The sequence below is a fragment of the Bifidobacterium longum subsp. longum JCM 1217 genome (assembly GCF_000196555.1).
In the GTDB taxonomy this organism is placed as follows: Bacteria; Actinomycetota; Actinomycetes; order Actinomycetales; family Bifidobacteriaceae; genus Bifidobacterium; species Bifidobacterium longum.
The window spans coordinates 1982284-2002119 of record NC_015067.1; the positions used below are offsets into that span (position 1 = coordinate 1982284).

The 19836-nt window shown below is 60.5% G+C and carries 26 protein-coding genes; 3 read left to right on the forward strand and 23 right to left on the reverse strand.

The window, feature by feature from the left end; genetic code table 11:
* Nucleotides 1–24: 24 nt before the first annotated feature.
* The 22 genes from secY to rpsJ all read right to left on the reverse strand — a co-directional run bounded on the left by secY (nucleotide 25) and on the right by rpsJ (nucleotide 11197).
* Nucleotides 25–1362, reverse strand: coding sequence for a preprotein translocase subunit SecY (gene secY, locus BLLJ_RS08565; RefSeq protein WP_008783621.1), 1338 nt, complete (start codon nucleotides 1360–1362; stop codon nucleotides 25–27).
* Between the two features lie 272 nt (nucleotides 1363–1634).
* The gene (gene rplO / locus BLLJ_RS08570) at nucleotides 1635–2087 is read right to left on the reverse strand and encodes a 50S ribosomal protein L15 (protein WP_008783622.1); all 453 of its coding nucleotides are present in this window, start codon (nucleotides 2085–2087) and stop codon (nucleotides 1635–1637) included.
* A 2-nt stretch (nucleotides 2088–2089) separates the two neighbouring features.
* Nucleotides 2090–2275 (reverse strand): 50S ribosomal protein L30, encoded by a 186-nt coding sequence (rpmD, locus tag BLLJ_RS08575; RefSeq protein WP_007053043.1) that lies wholly within the window; start codon nucleotides 2273–2275, stop codon nucleotides 2090–2092.
* 5 nt (nucleotides 2276–2280) lie between these two features.
* Nucleotides 2281–3012 (reverse strand): 30S ribosomal protein S5, encoded by a 732-nt coding sequence (gene rpsE, locus BLLJ_RS08580; protein WP_007053804.1) that lies wholly within the window; start codon nucleotides 3010–3012, stop codon nucleotides 2281–2283.
* Nucleotides 3009–3380 carry a 50S ribosomal protein L18 gene (gene rplR, locus BLLJ_RS08585; protein ID WP_007053041.1) on the reverse strand — a complete coding sequence of 124 codons (372 nt, stop codon included), beginning with the start codon at nucleotides 3378–3380 and terminating at the stop codon, nucleotides 3009–3011. The genes rpsE and rplR overlap by 4 nt, the downstream gene beginning before the upstream one ends.
* Nucleotide 3381: 1 nt before the next feature.
* Entirely contained in the window at nucleotides 3382–3921 is a 540-nt protein-coding gene (gene rplF / locus BLLJ_RS08590) for a 50S ribosomal protein L6 (protein ID WP_007053040.1), read from the reverse strand.
* Nucleotides 3922–3938: 17 nt separating this feature from the next.
* Nucleotides 3939–4337, reverse strand: a complete 399-nt coding sequence (gene rpsH, locus BLLJ_RS08595; RefSeq protein ID WP_003829896.1) for a 30S ribosomal protein S8 — start codon at nucleotides 4335–4337, stop codon at nucleotides 3939–3941.
* 89 nt (nucleotides 4338–4426) lie between these two features.
* Complete coding sequence (locus BLLJ_RS08600; RefSeq protein WP_003814530.1) at nucleotides 4427–4612, reverse strand: type Z 30S ribosomal protein S14; 186 nt, start codon at nucleotides 4610–4612, stop codon at nucleotides 4427–4429.
* 1 nt (nucleotide 4613) lies between these two features.
* Nucleotides 4614–5186, reverse strand: a complete 573-nt coding sequence (gene rplE, locus BLLJ_RS08605) for a 50S ribosomal protein L5 (protein ID WP_007053039.1) — start codon at nucleotides 5184–5186, stop codon at nucleotides 4614–4616.
* Nucleotides 5183–5518 carry a 50S ribosomal protein L24 gene (gene rplX, locus BLLJ_RS08610; RefSeq protein WP_007053803.1) on the reverse strand — a complete coding sequence of 112 codons (336 nt, stop codon included), beginning with the start codon at nucleotides 5516–5518 and terminating at the stop codon, nucleotides 5183–5185. The genes rplE and rplX overlap by 4 nt, the downstream gene beginning before the upstream one ends.
* Before the next feature lies 1 nt (nucleotide 5519).
* Nucleotides 5520–5888 carry a 50S ribosomal protein L14 gene (rplN, locus tag BLLJ_RS08615; protein WP_003829893.1) on the reverse strand — a complete coding sequence of 123 codons (369 nt, stop codon included), beginning with the start codon at nucleotides 5886–5888 and terminating at the stop codon, nucleotides 5520–5522.
* A 94-nt stretch (nucleotides 5889–5982) separates the two neighbouring features.
* Entirely contained in the window at nucleotides 5983–6243 is a 261-nt protein-coding gene (gene rpsQ, locus BLLJ_RS08620) for a 30S ribosomal protein S17 (RefSeq protein ID WP_007055338.1), read from the reverse strand.
* Between the two features lie 2 nt (nucleotides 6244–6245).
* The gene (gene rpmC / locus BLLJ_RS08625) at nucleotides 6246–6497 is read right to left on the reverse strand and encodes a 50S ribosomal protein L29 (RefSeq protein WP_003829891.1); all 252 of its coding nucleotides are present in this window, start codon (nucleotides 6495–6497) and stop codon (nucleotides 6246–6248) included.
* Complete coding sequence (gene rplP, locus BLLJ_RS08630; RefSeq protein WP_007053037.1) at nucleotides 6497–6916, reverse strand: 50S ribosomal protein L16; 420 nt, start codon at nucleotides 6914–6916, stop codon at nucleotides 6497–6499. Before rplP ends, rpmC begins: the two co-directional genes overlap by 1 nt.
* A gap of 6 nt (nucleotides 6917–6922) precedes the next feature.
* Nucleotides 6923–7726 carry a 30S ribosomal protein S3 gene (rpsC, locus tag BLLJ_RS08635; protein WP_007053036.1) on the reverse strand — a complete coding sequence of 268 codons (804 nt, stop codon included), beginning with the start codon at nucleotides 7724–7726 and terminating at the stop codon, nucleotides 6923–6925.
* Between the two features lie 2 nt (nucleotides 7727–7728).
* Nucleotides 7729–8088: a 50S ribosomal protein L22 gene (gene rplV, locus BLLJ_RS08640; RefSeq protein ID WP_007053035.1), complete on the reverse strand. Its 360-nt coding sequence runs from the start codon at nucleotides 8086–8088 to the stop codon at nucleotides 7729–7731.
* A gap of 16 nt (nucleotides 8089–8104) precedes the next feature.
* Entirely contained in the window at nucleotides 8105–8383 is a 279-nt protein-coding gene (gene rpsS / locus BLLJ_RS08645) for a 30S ribosomal protein S19 (protein WP_003814508.1), read from the reverse strand.
* A 15-nt stretch (nucleotides 8384–8398) separates the two neighbouring features.
* Nucleotides 8399–9229: a 50S ribosomal protein L2 gene (gene rplB, locus BLLJ_RS08650; protein WP_007053034.1), complete on the reverse strand. Its 831-nt coding sequence runs from the start codon at nucleotides 9227–9229 to the stop codon at nucleotides 8399–8401.
* Nucleotides 9230–9265: 36 nt separating this feature from the next.
* Nucleotides 9266–9562, reverse strand: a complete 297-nt coding sequence (rplW, locus tag BLLJ_RS08655; protein ID WP_007053033.1) for a 50S ribosomal protein L23 — start codon at nucleotides 9560–9562, stop codon at nucleotides 9266–9268.
* Nucleotides 9563–9567: 5 nt separating this feature from the next.
* On the reverse strand, nucleotides 9568–10224 hold the full coding sequence (gene rplD / locus BLLJ_RS08660) for a 50S ribosomal protein L4 (protein ID WP_007053032.1): 657 nt from the start codon (nucleotides 10222–10224) through the stop codon (nucleotides 9568–9570).
* Nucleotides 10225–10230: 6 nt separating this feature from the next.
* On the reverse strand, nucleotides 10231–10872 hold the full coding sequence (rplC, locus tag BLLJ_RS08665) for a 50S ribosomal protein L3 (protein ID WP_007053031.1): 642 nt from the start codon (nucleotides 10870–10872) through the stop codon (nucleotides 10231–10233).
* A 16-nt stretch (nucleotides 10873–10888) separates the two neighbouring features.
* A complete protein-coding gene (rpsJ, locus tag BLLJ_RS08670) occupies nucleotides 10889–11197 on the reverse strand; it encodes a 30S ribosomal protein S10 (RefSeq protein ID WP_003827292.1) in 309 nt (102 codons plus the stop codon).
* 232 nt (nucleotides 11198–11429) lie between these two features.
* On the opposite strand from rpsJ, the gene BLLJ_RS08675 reads away from it, so the two are divergent.
* Nucleotides 11430–12461, forward strand: a complete 1032-nt coding sequence (locus BLLJ_RS08675; protein WP_013582927.1) for a YwiC-like family protein — start codon at nucleotides 11430–11432, stop codon at nucleotides 12459–12461.
* A 332-nt stretch (nucleotides 12462–12793) separates the two neighbouring features.
* Here BLLJ_RS08675 and adhE read toward each other — a convergent pair whose 3' ends face one another.
* On the reverse strand, nucleotides 12794–15523 hold the full coding sequence (gene adhE, locus BLLJ_RS08680) for a bifunctional acetaldehyde-CoA/alcohol dehydrogenase (RefSeq protein ID WP_007055358.1): 2730 nt from the start codon (nucleotides 15521–15523) through the stop codon (nucleotides 12794–12796).
* A gap of 514 nt (nucleotides 15524–16037) precedes the next feature.
* Here adhE and BLLJ_RS08685 point away from each other — a divergent pair.
* On the forward strand, nucleotides 16038–17231 hold the full coding sequence (locus BLLJ_RS08685) for an ROK family transcriptional regulator (protein WP_011068741.1): 1194 nt from the start codon (nucleotides 16038–16040) through the stop codon (nucleotides 17229–17231).
* Entirely contained in the window at nucleotides 17228–19768 is a 2541-nt protein-coding gene (glgX, locus tag BLLJ_RS08690; RefSeq protein ID WP_007057274.1) for a glycogen debranching protein GlgX, read from the forward strand. Before BLLJ_RS08685 ends, glgX begins: the two co-directional genes overlap by 4 nt.
* The last annotated feature ends 68 nt before the right edge of the window (nucleotides 19769–19836 follow it).

A 19836-nucleotide genomic window follows, 5' to 3' on the forward strand; every position in this document is an offset into this window, starting at 1 on the left:
CGGGCGGCCGCTGTCAAGCGGGCGTCAGCCCTCTTTGTGGTCCACGTTTTCGAACAGGAAGCCGGTGTACTGGAACTGTTCGGTCTGGGCCTTGGCCTGGCGCAGGGTGTCGAGGCCCACGCCCGCGATAATCAGGATCGTGGTGCCACCGAACGGCAGCTTGGCGTTGAGGCCGAGGGCCATGATCAGCACGGTCGGGATCAGGGCCACGAACAGCAGGTAGACGGCGCCGACGGTGTTGAGTCGGTTCATCACGTAGGTCAGGTAGCGGCTGGTGGCGTTGCCGGCGCGGATGCCGGGGATGAAGCCGCCGTACTGCTTCATGTTGTCCGCGGTCTCGTCCGGGTTGAACGTGATCGAGGTGTAGAAGAAGCAGAAGAACACGATCATCAGCGCGTACAGGGCGATGTACCACACGGATGTGGTGTTCGCCAGGTTGGCGTTGATCCACTTGACCCACGACTGGTCGGACTTGCCGAACTGGGCGATCAGGGTCGGGATGGCGAGGATCGAGGAGGCGAAGATCGGCGGGATGACGCCGGACATGTTGATCTTCAGCGGCAAGTAGGTGGAGGAGCCGCCGTACATCTTACGGCCGATCATGCGGCGCGTGTACTGGACCGGCACGCGGCGCTGGCACAGTTCGACGAAGTCGACGAAGATGAGGATGACCACGAGCACGCCCACGACGATGCCGAACTTCAGCCAGTCGCCATCGGTGCCGTCGGTGCCGTAGCCGATCTCCCACAGCTGCGGCAGGAAGCCGGAGCAGATGGACATGAAGATCAAGATGGACATGCCCTGGCCGATGCCCTTGTCGGTCACGAGCTCGGCCATCCACATGATCAGGCCGGTGCCGCCGGTCATGATGAGGACCATGACCACGAGGTTGAACACGGAACCGTCCGGGATGACCTGGTCGCACTGGTAATTGAACAGGGCGCCGGAGCGGGCGGTGACCAGGATGGTGGTGGACTGGAGCACGGCCAGGCCGATGGTCAGGTAACGGGTGTACTGGGTGAGCTTGGCCTCGCCGGACTGGCCCTCCTTGTGCAGGGCCTCGAAGCGGGGGATGACCACGCGCAGCAGCTGCACCACGATGGACGCGGTGATGTACGGCATGACGCCCAGCGCGAAGATAGACAGCTGGAGCATGGCGCCACCCGAGAAGAGGTTCACCAGTCCGATGAAGTTCTCCTGGGAGGCGCTGCCGATGGTGGCCATGCACTTGTTCACCACGTTGTAGTCCACGCCAGGGGTCGGAATGAACGAACCGATGCGGTAGACGATGATGATGAACAGGACGAAGAGAATCTTCTTCCTCAACTCTTTGGTTTTCAGGGCCTGGATTAGTGTCCTCACCTAGATTTCCTCCCAATAGCGCGCCAATCGCGCGAAATACACAAACTAACGAACGAGCATAGTCTAAAGTGCCTACTTCGGCCACTTCATGTCTCGCGAATGTTACCTGAATTATGCTCCGTCGTACTGAACGGGGGAAGCATACTCAAAACGATCATTGTGTTGAGACTGCTTCTCTGCACTCAGAACAACAATTTTTTAGAAAAGGGAACCCCCGTCCACCTATTGGCGGGCGGGGGTTGTACAGCCTATTGCGCTCCCCGTAGGACTAATCAGTCCTCGGAAACGGAACCGCCGGCGGCCTCGATCTTGGACTTGGCGGAAGCCGAAGCCTTAACACCCTTGAGGGTGAAAGCCACGGTGGTCTCGCCGTCGCCCAGAACCTTCACCGGAGCGTTGTCACGAACAGCGCCCTTGGCGATCAGGTCGGCCACAGCAACCTCGCCGCCCTCGGGGAAGAGCTCCACGAGACGAGCGATGTTGATGACCTGGAACTCGACCTTGAACGGGTTCTTGAAGCCACGGAGCTTCGGCAGGCGCATGTACAGCGGCAGCTGGCCGCCTTCAAAGCCCGGACGCACGTGGTTGCGCTTCGTCTGGCCCTTGGCGCCACGACCGGAGGTCTTACCCTTGGAGCCTTCACCGCGGCCCACACGGGTGCGGTCCTTCTTGGCACCCGGGGCGGGCTTCAGGTCGTGCATCTGCAGGATTTCGTTATCTGCCATAATCAGTCAACCTCCTCAACGGTGACCAGGTGACGCACGGCGTTCACCAGACCACGGTTGGCCGGGGTGTCCTCGCGGACAACGGTCTTACCGATCTTGTTGAGGCCGAGGGTCTTGACGGTGGCGCGCTGAGCCGGGGTACGGTTCACGATGCCGTGGTGCAGGGTAATCTTCAGGTTCTTAGCCATGAGTATCACTCACCATCCTTCTCTTCGGCGGCCTTAGCGGCAGCAGCCTCTTCGCGAGCCTTGCGAGCCTCGGCAATGCCGGCGGCGCGGGCGCGCAGCAGAGCATCGGGAGCGACCTCGTCGAGCGCCAGGCCACGACGGGCGGCGATCTCCTCGGGCTCTTCGAGCTGCTTGAGGGCGTCGACGGTAGCGCGCACCACGTTAACGGCGGTGGCGGAGCCCATCGACTTGGTCAGGACGTCGGTGATGCCTGCGCATTCCATGACGGCGCGCACGGAGCCACCGGCGATTACACCGGTACCCGGGGCGGCCGGACGCAGCAGGACGGTGCCAGCAGCGTCGTGACCCTGAACCGGGTGGGTGATGGTGCCGCGGACGCGAGGCACAGAGAACATGTGCTTCTTGGCGTCCAGCTGGCCCTTGGCGATGGCGGCCGGGACTTCACGGGACTTGCCGTAGCCGACACCCACGGTGCCGTTGCCGTCGCCGACCACAACCAGTGCGGCGAAGCTGAAGGTACGGCCACCCTTGTGGGTCTTGGACACACGGTTGATGGTCACCACGCGATCGAGCAGCTCGTCGCCGTGGTTTTCTTCACGACGGTTACGACGCTCGCCACGACGGCCTTCACCGCGCTGGCCACGACGACCCTTGCGGTCCTCGTTGTTGGATTCGGTCGCCACAGTGTTCTGAGTTTCTTCAGCCACTTGGGTTTCCTTCGTTTCGTTGTCGCTCACAGTGCAAGACCTCCCTCGCGGGCGCCATCAGCAACGGCTGCGACGCGACCGGTGTACTTGTTGCCACCGCGGTCGAACACGACTGCGGTGATGCCGGCAGCCTTGGCCTTCTCGGCGATCAGCTCGCCGACCTTCTTGGCGGCCTCAGTCTTGGTGCCTTCGAAGCCGGCGAAGTCGGCCTGAAGAGTGGAGGCGGACACCAGGGTAATGCCCTTGGTATCGTCGACCACCTGAGCAACCATGTGACGGTTGGAGCGGGTGACCACCAGGCGCGGACGCTCGGGGGTACCGGAGATGCGCTTGCGGATACGCGCGTGACGGCGCTTGAGAGCTACCTTCTTGCCTTTTCCGAGAATAGCAACGCTCATATCACTTACCAGCCTTTCCAGCCTTGCGCAGGATGCGTTCATCGGAGTACTTGATGCCCTTGCCCTTGTAGGGTTCCGGAGCGCGCAGCTTGCGGATGTTGGCGGCAACCTGGCCCACGACCTGCTTGTCGGTGCCTTCGACAACCACGTGGTTGGCGTCGGTCACCTTCAGGGTGATGCCTTCGGGCGGGTTGACGGTGATGGTGTGGGAGTAGCCGAGGAAGAACTCGATGCCCTGGCCCTTGGCGACGGCGCGGTAACCGGTGCCGACGATCTCAAGAGTCTTGGAGTAGCCATCGTGAACACCCTTGACCATGCCGGCCATGATGGAACGAGCCAGACCGTGCTTGGCACGGGTCGGACGCAGGTCATCAGCGGCGGTCAGGACAATCTCGTTGCCTTCAACGGCAGCGGTGATGCCTTCCGGAACCACGTAGGAGTCAGAACCCTTAGCGCCCTTGGCGGAGAAGTTCTGGCCTTCAATCTTGACTTCAACGCCAGCAGGGATGGCGATGGGGAGCTTACCAATATGCGATGCCATGTTTCAGCTCTCCTTTCTCACCACACGAAGGCGACAATTTCGCCGCCAATGCCTCGGTCGAGGCATTCCTTCTGAGTCAGCAGTCCCGAAGAAGTCGAGATGATGGCGATACCCAGGCCACCGAGCGGCATCGGCAGGGAGTCGGACTTCGCGTAACGACGAAGGCCCGGCTTGGAGATGCGCTTGATACCCTGAATGGAACGCTCACCGTTCGGACCGTACTTGAGGGTGACCTCAAGAGTCTGGCCGACCTTGGCTTCCTTAGCGGTGAAGTCCTTGATGTAGCCTTCACGCTTCAGGATCTCGGCGATGTTCGCCTTGAACTTGGAGTACGGCATATCCACGGTTTCGTGCTTGGCCGCGCTCGCATTACGCAGACGCGTAAGCATGTCTGCGATCGGATCTGTCATTGTCATTTGGGCTTGTTGCCCTTTCTCGCTATGGTTTCCGCCGCCCTCACGCTTCTTCTAGAAGCGTTCGGGCCGCGGACCTTCAGCGTCGATGTTTACCAACTGGACTTCGTAACGCCGGGCAGTTCACCGCGGTGAGCCTTCTCACGAAGGCAGATGCGGCACAGGCCGAACTTGCGGTAGACGGAGTGGGGACGACCGCAGACCTGGCAGCGCGTGTAAGCGCGGACCTTGAACTTCGGCTTGCCGGCCGCCTTGTTCTTAAGAGCGGTTTTTGCCATATCAGTTCTCCTTGAAGGGGAAGCCGAGGTGCTTCAGCAGCGCGTAAGCTTCCTTGTCGTCCTTGGTGGAGGTCACCACAGTGATGTCCATACCGCGCACGTGATCGATCGAATCAGGATCGATCTCGTGGAACATGGACTGCTCGGTGAGACCAAAGTTGTAGTTGCCCTGGCCATCGAACTGGTGGCCGTTGATGCCGCGGAAGTCGCGGATACGGGGCAGCGCGAGGGTCAGCAGACGGTCCAGGAACTCCCACATGCGGTCGCCACGCAGGGTGACGTACGCACCGATGGCCTGGCCTTCACGCAGATGGAACTGCGCGACGGACTTCTTGGCCTTGGTGATCTTCGGCTTCTGGCCGGTGATCAGGGTGAGGTCCTTGACGGCACCTTCGATGAGCTTGGAGTCGCGGGCAGCGGCACCAACACCCATGGAGACGACGACCTTCTGGACACGGGCAACCTGCATCGGGTTGGAGTACTTGAACTCCTTCTCGAGCTCAGGAATGATCTGCTCGTTGTACTTGACCTTCAAGCGCGGGGTGGCCGGCGCTTCGACAGTAGTATCGGTCATGCCAGCTCCTTTCCGGACTTCTTGGCGACGCGCACGCGCACGGTCTTCACCTTGCCGTCACGCGCCTCTTCCTTAACGGTGATGCCAACGCGGGTCGGCTGCTTGGTCTCCGGGTCGATGACCATCACGTTGGAGCGATGGATCGGAGCCTCAGTGGAGACGATGCCAGCCTGCTGGCCCTGCTGCGTTGCACGCACGTGCTTCTTGACGATCTGCACGCCTTCAACGATCAGTCGATCGTTGGAGAGCACCTGCTTGACGGTGCCTTCCTTGCCGCGGTCCTTGCCGCGGATGACCTTGACCAGGTCGCCGCTCTTGATCTTGGCTGCCATGTCAGATCACCTCCGGGGCGAGGGACACGATCTTCATGAACTTGTGCTCACGCAGTTCACGACCGACCGGTCCGAAGATACGAGTGCCCTTCGGTTCACGGCCGGAGCCGAGAATGACGGCGGCGTTCTCGTCGAACTTGATGTAGGAACCATCCGCACGGCGGGATTCCTTGACGGTACGGACGACAACGGCCTTAACCACGTCGCCCTTCTTGACCGACCCGCCAGGAATGGCGTCCTTGACGGAGGCGACGATCACGTCGCCGATGCCGGCATAGCGTCGCTTCGATCCGCCGAGCACGCGGATGGCGAGGAGTTCCTTCGCACCCGTGTTGTCGGCGACATGAAGCCGCGTTTCCTGCTGAATCATTGATTCTCCTTAGCCGAGCTGGTTCTCCCCATTTACCGGGGCATCGTGGTTGCCCATAATGCCCCGGTAAATGGCGAGCCTTGCCGAACTTTACTTACTTGGCGCGCTCGATAATGGATTCGAGACGCCAGCGCTTGGTCTTGCTCAGAGGCCGAGTTTCCATAATACTCACGAGGTCGCCAATGTGGGCGTCGTTGTGTTCATCATGGGCCTTGACCTTGCTGGTGGAACGAACGACCTTGCCGTACAGCGGGTGGGTCGAACGCTGCTCGAGCTCGACGGTAATCGTCTTGTCCATCTTGTCGGACACGACGTAGCCGCGGCGAACCTTACGGAAGTTACGCTCTTCAGCCATAATCACTTCTCCTTGGATTCGGTAGCGGCCGGCTCCTGGCTGATGCCAAGCTCACGCTCGCGAAGCACGGTGTACATGCGGGCGATGTCGCTCTTGACAGCCTTGAGACGGGCGGTGTTCTCGAGCTGACCGGTGGCGTGCTGGAAGCGCAGGTTGAACAGCTCTTCCTTGGACTTCTTCAAGAAGCCTTCGATTTCCGCGTTGGTCTTCTCGTTGAGATTCTTGATGGAGTAATCAGCGGTACCGACTGCCATCAGATATCACCACCTTCACGTGCGATAATGCGGCACTTCATCGGGAGCTTGTCGATAGCGCGGCGGAGGGCTTCCTTAGCGATGTCCTCGGACACACCACCGATTTCGAACATCACGCGACCAGGGCGCACGTTCGCAATCCAGAACTCCGGGGCACCCTTACCGGAACCCATTCGGGCACCGAGCGGGTGCTTGGTCAGCGGACGATCCGGGAAGATCGTGATCCACACGCGGCCACCACGCTTGATGTAGCGGGTCATGGCGATACGCGCGGCTTCGATCTGACGGTTGGTCACGTAGGCCGGGGCGAGGGACTGGATGGCGAAATCACCGAAGTTGATCTCGTTGCCGCCCTTGGACATGCCAGAACGCACAGGGCGGTGCTGCTTGCGGTACTTAGTCCTCTTGGGGATAAGCATTCTTGCTCACTCCTTCGTTTCTGCAGCCGGAGCGGCCTCGGCGGGAGCCTCAGCCTTGGGGGCTTCGGCGGCCTGCGGGGCGGCGGAACGGTTGCCACGGCGCGGGCGGCGATCGCCACCACGACGGCCCGGACGGTTGTTCTGCTGAGCCTGCTGCTCTTCGAACTCGGATTCGGTCATGTCGCCCTTGTAGATCCAGACCTTGACGCCGATACGGCCGTACGTGGTCTTGGCCTCGAAGAAGCCGTAATCGATGAGGGCGCGGAGGGTCTGCAGCGGAACGCGGCCCTCACGGTAGAACTCGGAACGGCTCATTTCCGCACCGCCGAGGCGGCCGGAGAGCTTGATGCGGATACCCTTGGCACCGGCGCGCATGGCGTCCTGCTGGGCCTTACGCATGGCACGACGGAAGGTGACGCGGTTGGTCAGCTGCTCAGCGATGCCCTGAGCGACGAGCTGGGCGTCCAGCGCGGCGTTCTTGACTTCGAAGATGTTGAGCTGGACCTGCTTGCCGGTCAGCTTCTCGAGCTTGGCGCGGACGCGCTCAGCCTCGGCGCCACGACGACCGATCACGATGCCCGGACGGGCGGTGTGAATGTCGACGCGAACGCGGTCGCGGGTGCGCTCGATGACGATGCGGGACACGCCAGCGCGCTCGAGGTCCTTGCTCATCTCCTTGCGGATCTGATCATCCTCAAGCACGAAGTCGCGGTAGCGTTCGCCGGCCTTGTTGGAGTCGGAGAACCACTTGGAGCGGTGGTTCTCAGTGATGCCCAGACGGTAGCCAAACGGATTGATCTTCTGACCCATCTTTAGCGGGCTCCTTCCTTGTTAGCCACGACGACCGTGATGTGGGAGGTGCGCTTGTTGATGCGAGCAGCGCGGCCCTGGGCACGAGCGCGGAAGCGCTTGAGGGTCACACCTTCGTCAACGTAGGTCTCCTTGATGTACAGGTCGTTCTCGCGGAACGGCTCGCCGGCCTTGTCGGCCTTCACACGAGCGTTGGCGATGGCGCTCTCCAGGGTCTTGCGGACCGGCAGGGCCGCAGCCTGAGGGGCGAACTTCAAAATGGTGACGGCTTCGGTCGCCTTCTTGCCGCGGATGAGGTCGACCATGCGGCGAGCCTTGCGCGGCGTCACGCGGACGTGACGAGCGATTGCTTTAGCTTCCATGTTCTATTCCTTATCCTTAGCGACGGGCCTTCTTGTCGTCCTTCACGTGACCCTTGAAGGTCTTCGTGGGGGCGAACTCACCCAGCTTGTGACCAACCATGGCCTCGGTGACGAACACCGGGACATGCTTGCGACCATCATGAACGGCGAAGGTGTGTCCGATGAAATCAGGGGTGATCATCGAACGACGGGACCACGTCTTGATGACGTTCTTGGTGCCCTTCTCGTTCTGCTCGTCGACTTTCTTCTGCAAGTGGGCGTCGACGAAGGGGCCCTTCTTGATGCTACGAGTCATCTTCTCGATACTCCCTTACTTGCGGTTCTTGCCGGACGGACGGCGACGAACAATCATCTTGTTCGAAGCCTTCTTCGGACGACGAGTACGCACCTCGCCCTTGCCCCACGGGGAGACCGGCGGCTTACCACCGCGGGTACGACCGCCGTGCGGGTGGTCGACCGGGTTCATGGACTCACCACGGGTGATCGGACGGCGGCCGATCCAGCGGGCGCGGCCAGCCTTGCCGAGCTGAATGTTGGCGTGGTCCTCGTTGCCGACCTCGCCGACGGTAGCGCGGCAGCGCGCGTCGACGTTGCGGATTTCGCCGGACGGCATACGCAGCTGAGCGTAGGCGCCATCCTTGGCGACGAGCTGAACGGCAGCACCAGCGGAACGAGCGATCTTAGCGCCGCCCAGCGGGCGGAGCTCGATGGCATGAACCACGGTACCGGTCGGGATGTTCTTCAGCGGCAGGTTGTTGCCCGGCTTGATATCAGCCTGAGCACCGGTCTCGATGACGTCGCCCTGCTTGATGCCCTTCGGCGCGATGATGTAGCGCTTCTCGCCATCTGCGAAGTGCAGGAGGGCGATACGGGCGGAGCGGTTCGGATCGTACTCGATCTCGGCAACCTTGGCGGGCACGCCGTCCTTGTCCCAACGCTTGAAATCGATGAGACGGTACTGACGCTTGTGGCCGCCGCCGCGATGACGGGAGGTGATACGGCCGTAAGAGTTACGACCGCCGGTCTTGGACTTCTTGCGAACCAGCGACTTCTCAGGCGTAGAACGAGTCAGCTCGGAGAAATCCGAGACGGACGCGTTGCGGCGGCCTGCGGTCGTCGGCTTATAAACGCGGATAGCCATAATGTAGTTCTTCCTTTAACTTTTCTCGGCTAACCTTCAGTTACCAAAGATGTCGATCGTCTGGCCCTCGGCGACGGTCACGATCGCACGCTTCTGGGAAGCGCGCTGGCCGAAACCGGTGCGAGTGCGCTGCTTCTTGCCAGCGCGGTTGAGGGTGTTGACGTTCGTCACCTTGACCTTGAAGATCTCTTCGATTGCCTGCTTGATCTGCACCTTGTTCGCATCCGGAGCCACCACGAAGGTGTACTGGCCACGGTCGGAAGCGGCGTAGCTCTTCTCGGAGACGACGGGCTTAAGAATCACGTCGTGAGCGGGCTTGTGAATAGCGACCATCTAAATCAGGCCTCCTTCGGCTCGGTCTTGGCAGCCACGAAAGCCTCGAAGGCTTCCTTGGTGAAGACCACGTACTGCGAGGTAATCACGTCGTACGTGTTGAGCTGATCGACGAAAATCGGGTGAACGGTCGGGATGTTGCGCACGGAGAGCCACTCGTTGATGTTGTCGCGAGTGAAGACGACCGTGGTGAACTTGTCCGCGGTAATCGGGGCCAGAGCGGCGACAGCGGCCTTGGTGGACGGCTCGGTGATACCGAACTCCACCACGGCAACGCGACCGGCGTTGGCGCGATCGGACAGGGCGTAGCGCAGAGCTGCGGCCTTCATCTTCTTGGGGGTGCGCTGAGAGTAGTCACGCGGCTGCGGGCCGAACACGGTGCCGCCGTGGTACCACTGCGGTGCACGGATGGAGCCCTGACGAGCACGACCGGTGCCCTTCTGCTTCCACGGCTTCTTGCCGCCGCCGGAAACCATGCCACGAGTCTTGGTGGCGTGGGTGCCCTGACGAGCAGCAGCGAGCTGAGCGGTGACAACCTGGTGGATCAGCGGGATGTGAGCCTGGACATCCTCGGCGGAAACGCCGAAGAGAGCCTCAGGAGCTTCAACGGTGCCGGTGGCCTGGCCCTTGGCGTCGGTGACGTTCAGAGTAACGTTTGCCATGGTTTATCAGGCTCCCTTCACAGCCGAGCGGACGAGAACGATGCCGCCCTTGGGGCCAGGAATGGCGCCCTTGATGGCGAGGATGCCGTTCTCGACATCAGCGGAGACGACGGTCAGGTTCTGGGTAGTGGCGGTCACATGACCCATGCGGCCGGCCATACGCTTGCCCTTGAGAATACGGCTCGGAGTGGCGCATGCGCCCACAGAACCGGGACGGCGCTCGTTCTTGTGAGAACCGTGAGTACGGCGGTAGGACTTGAAGCCCCAACGCTTGATGGTACCGGCGAAGCCCTTACCCTTGGTGGTGCCGGTCACGTCGACCTCAGCACCCTCTTCGAACAGGTCAGCGGCCAGTTCCTGGCCGGCCTCGAACTGATCGACGTCGTCGGTGCGCACCTCGACGAGGTGGCGACGCGGGGTGACACCGGCCTTGGCAAAGTGGCCAGCCAGCGGCTTGGTCACCTTGGTGGGATCGATGGCGCCGTAGCCGAGCTGGACAGCCTTGTAGCCGTCAGATTCCTCGGTCTTCACGGCGGTCACCACGTTGGTGGACACGTCGACAAGAGTGACGGGCACGAAGAAGCCGTTCTCGTCCCACACCTGGGACATGCCGAGCTTCTTGCCCAGCAGAGCCTTGCGATTAGACATAATGCTTCCTCCTCCCTTACAGCTTGATTTCGATGTTGACGTCCGCAGGCAGATCGATGTGCATCAGGGAGTCCACGGCCTTGGGGGTCGGGTCCACGATGTCGATGAGGCGCTTGTGAGTGCGCATCTCGAAGTGCTCGCGAGAATCCTTGTACTTGTGAGGAGAACGGATAACACAGAAGACGTTCTTCTCGGTCGGCAGCGGAACGGGGCCAACAACAGTTGCGCCCGCGTTCGTCACCGTTTCGACGATCTTCTTCGCCGATTGGTCGATGACCTCGTGGTCATAGGACTTAAGCCTGATGCGGATTTTCTGTCCCGCCATTGCCGTCCGCCCTTTCTAGCGATGTTCGTTGTACTGTTTACCAACCTGCTTCTAGGGCACCGGCGCGCATGGCCTCCCTTGGACATACGTCCTCTGGCGGTCATCCGACATCAGTGCGCGGTTTCCGGCTGTCACTTCACTTGAAGTGGCTCCCGGCCCGCGCTCGCTTTTTTAATTCCAATTTGCGAGCCCAAATCAGGCAACTTGTTTATTCAAGCATTGAGGTGGGACAGTGGAGTTCGCGCGTGTCGCGCTCATGCCGTTCGTATTACCTCGCGGCATAGCCGCTCGGCGTCTGTTCGATTGTCGCAATGCAGGTCTCACATCTTTCTTATTGAGAACCATTCGCTGCGATATCATGACAGATATGACTTCCCGCCGCAAGACTCTTAAACGCGATTGGTTCGACAACCAACCTGGCGCATGGGTAATGGTTATGCTGCCCGTTGTGGCTGGCTTCTTTATCGGCGGGCCTAATCTTGATACGCTTTGGCTATTGGCGACGTGGGCCGTGTGCTATTGCGTGCAGTTCAGCGCCGCGCACTGGTTCAAAGCACACTTTTCACGCCGTTATCTGCCGCCGATGCTCACTTATGCCGTAGCGCTCATCGTCATCGGCTTGCCATTCCTGATTACGCATACCGGCATACTGCGTTGGGCTCCCTTATATATAGTGCTGGTTGCGCTGTCGATGCTGTCCTCGTGGCTGAGGAAGGAGCGCTCGCTGTGGGGCAATGCCGTGTCGGTGATTGCCGCGTCGGCCATGGCCACGGTGATCGCGTCGTTTGGCAGCACTGTTGAGACGGCATGTGTTATGCCCATCAACGCAGCACATGCCTCGTGCGCAGCCGCTGATGTCACCGCCGCACGCGCCGCGATTCGGAATATGCCAGATTTGAGCCAGATATTCGACCTTCACGCCTGGTGGCCCGCGGGTTCATTGCCCGTGAGCGGGCTGATTGCCACCGTGCTGTTTGCGCTGACGCAGTATGGGTCGGTTTTAGTGGTCAAAACCATGATCCGGGAACGCGGGAAGCGTTCGTACGTGGCGGCTTCGTGGGTATGGCATGTGGCGCTATTGCTGCTAGCCGCCGTGCCGGCTGGACGCAGCCCGTATCTGATTGCGATGACTGTGCTGCTGTTGGCCCGCGCCGTTGCGTTGCCGGTGGTTACACGGCGCACAACCTTGAAGCCCGTGGTGACCGGCATTACCGAGGCGTTTGCCAGCTTTATTGCTTTTGGCTGCATAATTGCGGCGATTTAGCGACGCTTCAGCGATTCCATGGGGAGGTAATTACCTCATGGGGCGGTAATTGGCCCATGGGGCGGACGGTAAAATTTTACCTTCCGCAGAATAGAGCCGTTTTCGTACACCGCCCCATGGGGGTTTTCACCGCCCCATGGGCAAGTTACCGCCCCATGAGTGGGTTACCACCCCATGGAGGTGTACCTGCTGGCTGAGGGAGCACCACATATGCAAAGGAGCCCGGCCCCTGTAATGGGGTCGGGCTCCTTGTGTCGCGCTATGCAGCCACTAAGCTGCAACACCGCGGTTGGTGGCTACTGATGGTGCCACCAACCACAAACCGCCTGCAATCAACGCTCGGAGGCTTCCTCAGTGGCGGCCTCACCCTCGCGCTCGATGCGCAGCTTGTGGCCTTCCGCCTGGGAGACACCGTAGTAAGCACCGACGGCGATGTCCTTCATGTCGTTGATCAGCGGGATGCGCGGGTTGGCCGGGGTACACTGGTCCTCGTAGGCGCGCATGCCGATCTGATCGAGCACGGACCAGAAGTAGTCCTCGTCCACACCGCAATCCTGGAAGCTCTTGTTCATGCCGAGCTTGTTGTCACGGTAGTCCTCGACGGCCTTCGCCAGGTTCTCCACGGCTTCGGCCGGGGTCTTGCCGGTGTCGATGCCGAGGTTGCGGGCGATGTCCTGGTAGCGCTCCGGGGCGATGTACTTGTTGTACTTCGGCCAAGAGGTGGGCTCCTCAGGAATCTGGCCGTTGTAGCGAATCACGTACGGCAGCAGGATGGAGTTGGTACGGCCGTGGGCGATGTGGCACAGGGCACCGATGGTGTGGGCCATGCCGTGGCACATGCCGAGGAACGCGGAGCCGAATGCCATGCCGGCCATGGTGGCGGCGTTGTGCATCTTCTCCTGAGCGTTGGTCTTGGCCAGGCCGGGCTCGCCATTGACGGACTCAGCCAGGTTGTCCCAGATGAGCTTGGCCGCGTGCAGGGCCATGCCGTCGGTGAAGTCGTTCGCGTACACGGACACGTAGGCTTCCATCGAGTGGGTCAGGGCGTCGAAGCCGGCGTCGGAGGCCAGCTTGCGCGGCTGGGTGCGAGCCAGCACCGGGTCCACGATGGCCACGGACGGGGTCAGCGCGTAGTCGGTGATCGGGTACTTGTAGCCGGTCTTGTGATCGGTGATCACGGCGAACGGGGTGACCTCGGAACCGGTGCCGGAGGAGGTCGGGATGCACACCAGCTTGGCCTTCTTGCCCAGCGGCGGGATCTTGAAGGCGCGCTTACGGATATCGAAGAACTTCTCGCGCACGTCGGAGAAGGCGATTTCCGGGTGCTCGTAGAGCAGCCACATAATCTTGGAGGCATCCATCGGGGAGCCGCCGCCAACCGCGATGATCGTGTCCGGCTCGAACTCCTCGCGCATCATCTCAGCGCCCTTTTCGACGGTCTCGACGGAGGGCTCCGGCTCGACGTAGTCGATGATGCGGAAGGTCACACGGTTGGAGCGGGCGCGCAGCTGGTCGATGATCTTGTCAACAATGCCGAGCTGCTCCATGACCTTATCGCACACGATGACGGCCTTCTCGATGCCGTACATGTCGCGCAGGTACTTGATGGCGTTCGGCTCGAAGTAGGTCTTGGCCGGGATCTTGAACCACTGCATGTTGTTGTTCCTCCGAGCAATGCGCTTGATGTTAACGAGATTCACGGCCTGCACGTTGCCGGACACCGAGTTGCCGCCGTAGGAGCCGCAGCCCAGGGTCAGCGACGGGGCGATGGCGTTGTAGATGTCGCCGATGCCGCCAAGGGAGGAAGGCTGGTTCCAGATGATGCGGCAGGCGTGCATACGGACGCCGTACTCACGCACGAGCTCCTGGTTGTTGGTGTGGATGGCGGCGGTGTGGCCGGCACCCAGCTTGAGCATCTTCTCGCACATCTCGAAGGCCTGCTCCTTGTTGTCGGCCTTGAGCACGGCCTGCACCGGAGCGAGCTTCTCGTGGGTCAGAGGCTCGTCGTCGGAGACTTCCTTGCACTCGGCGGCCAGAATGGTGGCGTCGGACGGAATCTCGAAGCCAGCAGCCTTGGCGATGAACTGCGGGGACTTGCCTGGCACCGCGGAGTTCAGCACGGGCTTGACGCCGGAACCGGCAGTGCAGCCGAACATGTACTGTTCCAGCTTGGCCTTCTCTTCGGCGTTGACGAAGTAGGCCTTACGGACCTTGAGCTCCTTGATGAGCTGGTCGTAGACGTCCTTGTGGGCGATGATGGCCTGCTCGGTGGCGCAGATCATGCCGTAATCGAAGTGCTTGGAGAGCACCAGATCGTTGGCGGCGCGCACGATGTCAACATCGGTGTCAACGTAGGCCGGGGCGTTGCCGGCACCCACGCCGAGGGCGGGCTTGCCGGAGGAGTAAGCGGCCTTGACCATGCCCGGACCACCGGTGGCGAGGATCGTGGCCACGCCCGGATGCTTCATCAGGGCGCCTGTGGCCTGGATGGACGGGTGCTCGATCCACTGGATACAGTTCTCGGGAGCACCGGCTTCGATGGCGGCGTCGCGCACAATCTTGGCGGCCTCGACGGAGCACTTCTGCGCGCCGGGGTGGAAGCCGAAGACGATCGGGCAACGGGTCTTCAGGGCGATGAGGGACTTGAAGATGGCGGTGGAGGTCGGGTTGGTGACCGGGGTGACGCCGGCGACCACGCCGACGGGCTCGGCGACCTCATCGATGCCCATCACATCGTCTTCGCGGATGATGCCGACGGTCTTCTGGCCGGCCAAGTAGTTGGTGACGTGCTCGCAGGCGAAGATGTTCTTGGTGGCCTTGTCTTCCACGAGACCACGGCCGGTCTCGTCGACAGCCATCTTGGCGAGAACGAGGTGCTTGTTCAGAGCGGCGATGGAGGCCTTGGCGACGATACGATCAACTTGCTTCTGGTCGAGGTTCTCGAATTCGACGAGAGCCTTCTTGGCGCGGGCAACCAGCGCGTCAACTTCGGCCTCAGCTGCGGCCTGCTTCTCTTCTGGAGTCGGCTTGGTAGCTTCGACCTTCTTCTTTGCTTCTGCCACTTGGGGTCCTCCTCGATCTTCTTGGGGTATATGGCAAAGTTCTGGGCCATCGCCTCGTCACCTCAGTTGCACCAGCGGGATACCGCCTCAGTAACCGAAAATGACCGGTGATGCGTTGTCACATTGCATATGTGACCTGAGGCACAATATACTGAACGGTCCGGCGCGATGCATACGCACAAAATCGACGGCGTTTCACGTGCGATATTGAACAGTTTTTGTTACGAGTTGTGCGAAATATCGAACAAATCCTCACTCTATCCGGCGATTTGGTACTTTTTGTTCACTTTTTACCGAAAATCACATGCCTGCAAACAACACAATCCGAGAACTTTTTTAAAGTAAGTTTTCAAAAGCAATCATTTTCTCCACATTTCTAGAAAGTTGGTTTAAAAAAGTACCCAAAATCGCCTACAAATATACGATTGTTGCCTCATAACCTCCGCGTCGAGGCACATGAAAGCCACTTTCATAAAGTAAACTTGCATATATCTCATCGCACAAAGGGGTAAACATGAGGGCAATGCCATCGACCGCAGTGAAAGCGCACAACCGCAGTGCCATGGCCCAGTATCTGTATGGCCATAGCCATGTCACCAAGCAGGAACTGGAACGCGAACTCGGCCTCAGCCTGCCCACCATCACCCAAAATCTGCACGCACTAGAAGATGACGGACTCATCCGCAAAGGCGAACTGCAGGATTCCACCGGCGGGCGCAAGGCGCAAAATTATGAGTTCAATCCCGATCATCGCACTGCCATCGGGGTAGTGATGCGGTCCAACGAACTGCGCCTGTGCGCGATTAACCTGTACGGCAACGTCATCGAAAAACGCAACGATGCCCTGCCTTACCGCAACACCAACGTTTACTACCAGCGTATCGGCGGCATCATCAACAACTTCGCCGCCGACGTCGAAAAGAAGCACGGCAAGGTGCTCGGCGTCTCGTTCGCCATCCAAGGCATCCTCTCCCCCGACGCCACCACCATCATCTTCGGCACCATTATGGGCAACACTGGGCTCACGCTCGAAACCATCAGCCAATCGGTCCATTACCCGTGCATGATGATCCACGATTCCGATGCCTCAGCCATGGCCGAACTCTGGTTCGACTCCACGCTCACCGATGCGGTGTGCGTCTATCTGGAGCGACGCCCGGGCGGCGCGGTGATCGCGGGGGGCAAACTGTATCAAGGCCCGAACCAGTGCAACGGCGCCATCGAACACATGACGCTGGTGCCGGGCGGCCGCGAATGCTACTGCGGCCAGCGCGGTTGCATGGACACCTACTGCTCGCCGGAGACCTTGCCCGAGGATTACGAAAGCATTCCCGGCTTCTTCAGCGTGCTTGAGCAGGGCGAACGGCATCATCGCGAGCGCATGGATGAGTGGCTGGATTACGTGGCGCAGGCCATCGTCAACGCGCGATCCATCATCGCGGGCGACGTGATTGTCGGCGGTGAAGCAGCCCAGCATCTTGAAGACAGCGACATCGAGGATCTGAAGACGCGCGTCATCGCACGCAGCCCGTTCGGCACCGACCATTTCAATCTGCGCAAGAGCTACTGCGCCGAAGATCAGAACATCATCGGTGCCGCGTTGCGGTTCGCCGAGAATTATCTCGACGGCATCTGCGGTGCTGCGGAACGCGGCAGGAAATCAAGGGCTTCCACCAAAAGTGACAACACGTCTACAATGGAGGTATGAAAAACCCACCGTTGCATCGTTACGCCACTCGCCCAGGGCTGTACTTCACTGACGACGGTGGGGCTGACGTCGTTGTTCGTTCCGAAACTGCCGATCAGGTTTGGCTATGCGTACTGGAGCCCATTGATGAGCCCAGCGCTTTCTTCCAAGACGCCATCCGCCTGTTCGAGGACCCGAATATCTCCTTTATCCAGCAGATTCATGAGTTCCCGGTATGCACACGCATTATCGAACATTTGTATCTGCGCGAGACCTTGTTCCGCATGACCGGGCCGAACTACGGCCTGTGGTACGTGCACCTGCCCAAAGCATGGGACGGCATGCGTTATGGCTACCGCGTGGACGGCGCATGGGACCCGAAACACGGCGTGCGCTTCAATCCATACAAATTCCTGCTTGACCCGTATGGCAAGGGCATCGACGGCTCCATGGAGCTCACCCCCGCCGCCTTCTCCTATGAATGCGATGTCGTGGACCGCAAGGTAATCGGCTCGGCATACGGTGCCATGAGCACCGTAGACTCGCTCGGCCATATGCCGGTGTCCGTGGCCATCGACGATCGCGATACCCATAAGCATGAGGGCGACCCGCAGCACCCGCATGTGCCGTGGCGCAAAACCGTCATCTATGAGATGCACGTCAAAGGCTTCACCGCCAACGCACCGTGGCTGCCCGAATCATTGCGCGGCACGTACGCCGGACTCGCACACCCCACCACGCTCGCCTATCTGCAGGGTCTAGGCATCACATCCATCGAACTGCTGCCGATTATGGCCAAGCAGGACGAGCTCTTCCTGCAAGAACACGGCCGCAAGAACTACTGGGGCTACTCCACCCTCAGCTACTTCGCCCCCGAACCCTCCTACGCCACTAAAGCCGCCCAGGAGAAGGGCGCGGCCGCCGTGCGCCAAGAAGTCATAGACATGGTGCGCGCACTGCACGAGGCCGGCTTCGAAGTCATCATGGACGTGGTCTACAACCACACATGCGAAGGCGGCGTCGAAGGCCCGACGGTCTGCTGGCGCGGCCTCGACGACCTGGCCTACTATCGCCATCAAAAATCCAATACCGGCCGACTCGAAGACACCACCGGTTGCGGCAATACGCTGGACTTCACCAACACGCATGTGGTCACCTTTGCCATCGACTCATTACGATACTGGGCCAAGCGTATCGGCATAGACGGTTTCCGCTTCGACCTTGGCGTCACGCTGGCCCGCCTGGAAGGCGAATTCACCCATCATCACCCGTTCCTCTACGCCCTGCGTTCCGATCTGCTGCTGGGCAACCTGAAGCTCATTATGGAGCCGTGGGATCTGGGCAACCTCGGCTGGCGCACCGGCCAATTCTCCGTGCCGTTCGCCGAATGGAATGACCGCTTCCGCGATACGGCCCGCACCTTCTGGCTTGAGGATGTGGACGGCGGCTCCGATTTCGGGCGTATCAGTTTGCAGGAGATGGCCACGCGACTCTGCGGCTCGGCCGATCTGTTCGCCACCGAACCAGGGCGTGGCGCTCCGGCCTCCATCAATTTCGTGTCCTGCCACGACGGTTTCACGCTGACGGACCTCACCAGATACCGCTCCAAGCACAATGAAGCCAACGGCGAAAACAATAATGATGGCTCGTCGGTGAACCATTCCGCCAATTTCGGCGTCGAAGGCGTCACCGATGATCCAGACGTCATTGCGGCACGCGAACAGGCGGCCATGAACATGATCGGCATGCTGCTGCTCTCGCTGGGTACGCCGATGATGCTCGCCGGCGACGAATTCCGCAACACGCAGGACGGCAACAACAACGCCTACTGCCAAGACAACGACATCACGTGGCTGAAGTGGGATTGGATGTATTCCACCAACAAGACGCGCGAAATGCGCCGCTTGGAAACCGTGTCTCGACTGGTGGCGCTGCGTAAATCACTGGACCTGTATCACCACGAGGATTTCTTCACCCGACTGACCCAGATCGGCCTACTCAAGCCCTCAAGCCGCGTGCAGTGGTTCCTGCCCGACGGTACCACGCCGATGGAGCGTGACTGGTTCGATCTGGGCGTACGTAGCTTCACCATGCGATTGCTGTCCAACAGTGAGGTGGACGTGTGCATTGTGGTCAACGGCACCGCTGACGACCGCACATTCCGCCTGCCGCCAGACACCCACTGGACGCCTAAATGGTGCTCGGCCGAAATCAACGGCCGCCGAGCCGGGCATGGCACTCAGGTCGAGGAATGCGATTTGAACGGTGACACCACCGTCTGGACGCAGCATGTACCGGACGCCAGCGAGACAGTACTCAAGATGGTCGAAGAAGTGGCCATGCAGCGTACGGAATCCTCGACTGAGAATGAAGCGGATACCATCAAATTCGCGATGCCAGTAACAGATCACGCCGCAAACGGCACCTCGTCCGCGCCTCGGGATGAGGTATCAGCTGATATGCCCGATGCCCCTGTGGATGATACACCGGACACTCCCGTCGACGACAATGTCTGGACCATGCCGGCGCTGAGCATCACGCTGATGAAGCAGGTGTGAGTCACACTCAAGACAGCGCGACACAAACACAAAGGCTCTCCGCGGAATTCCGCGGAGAGCCTTTGTAT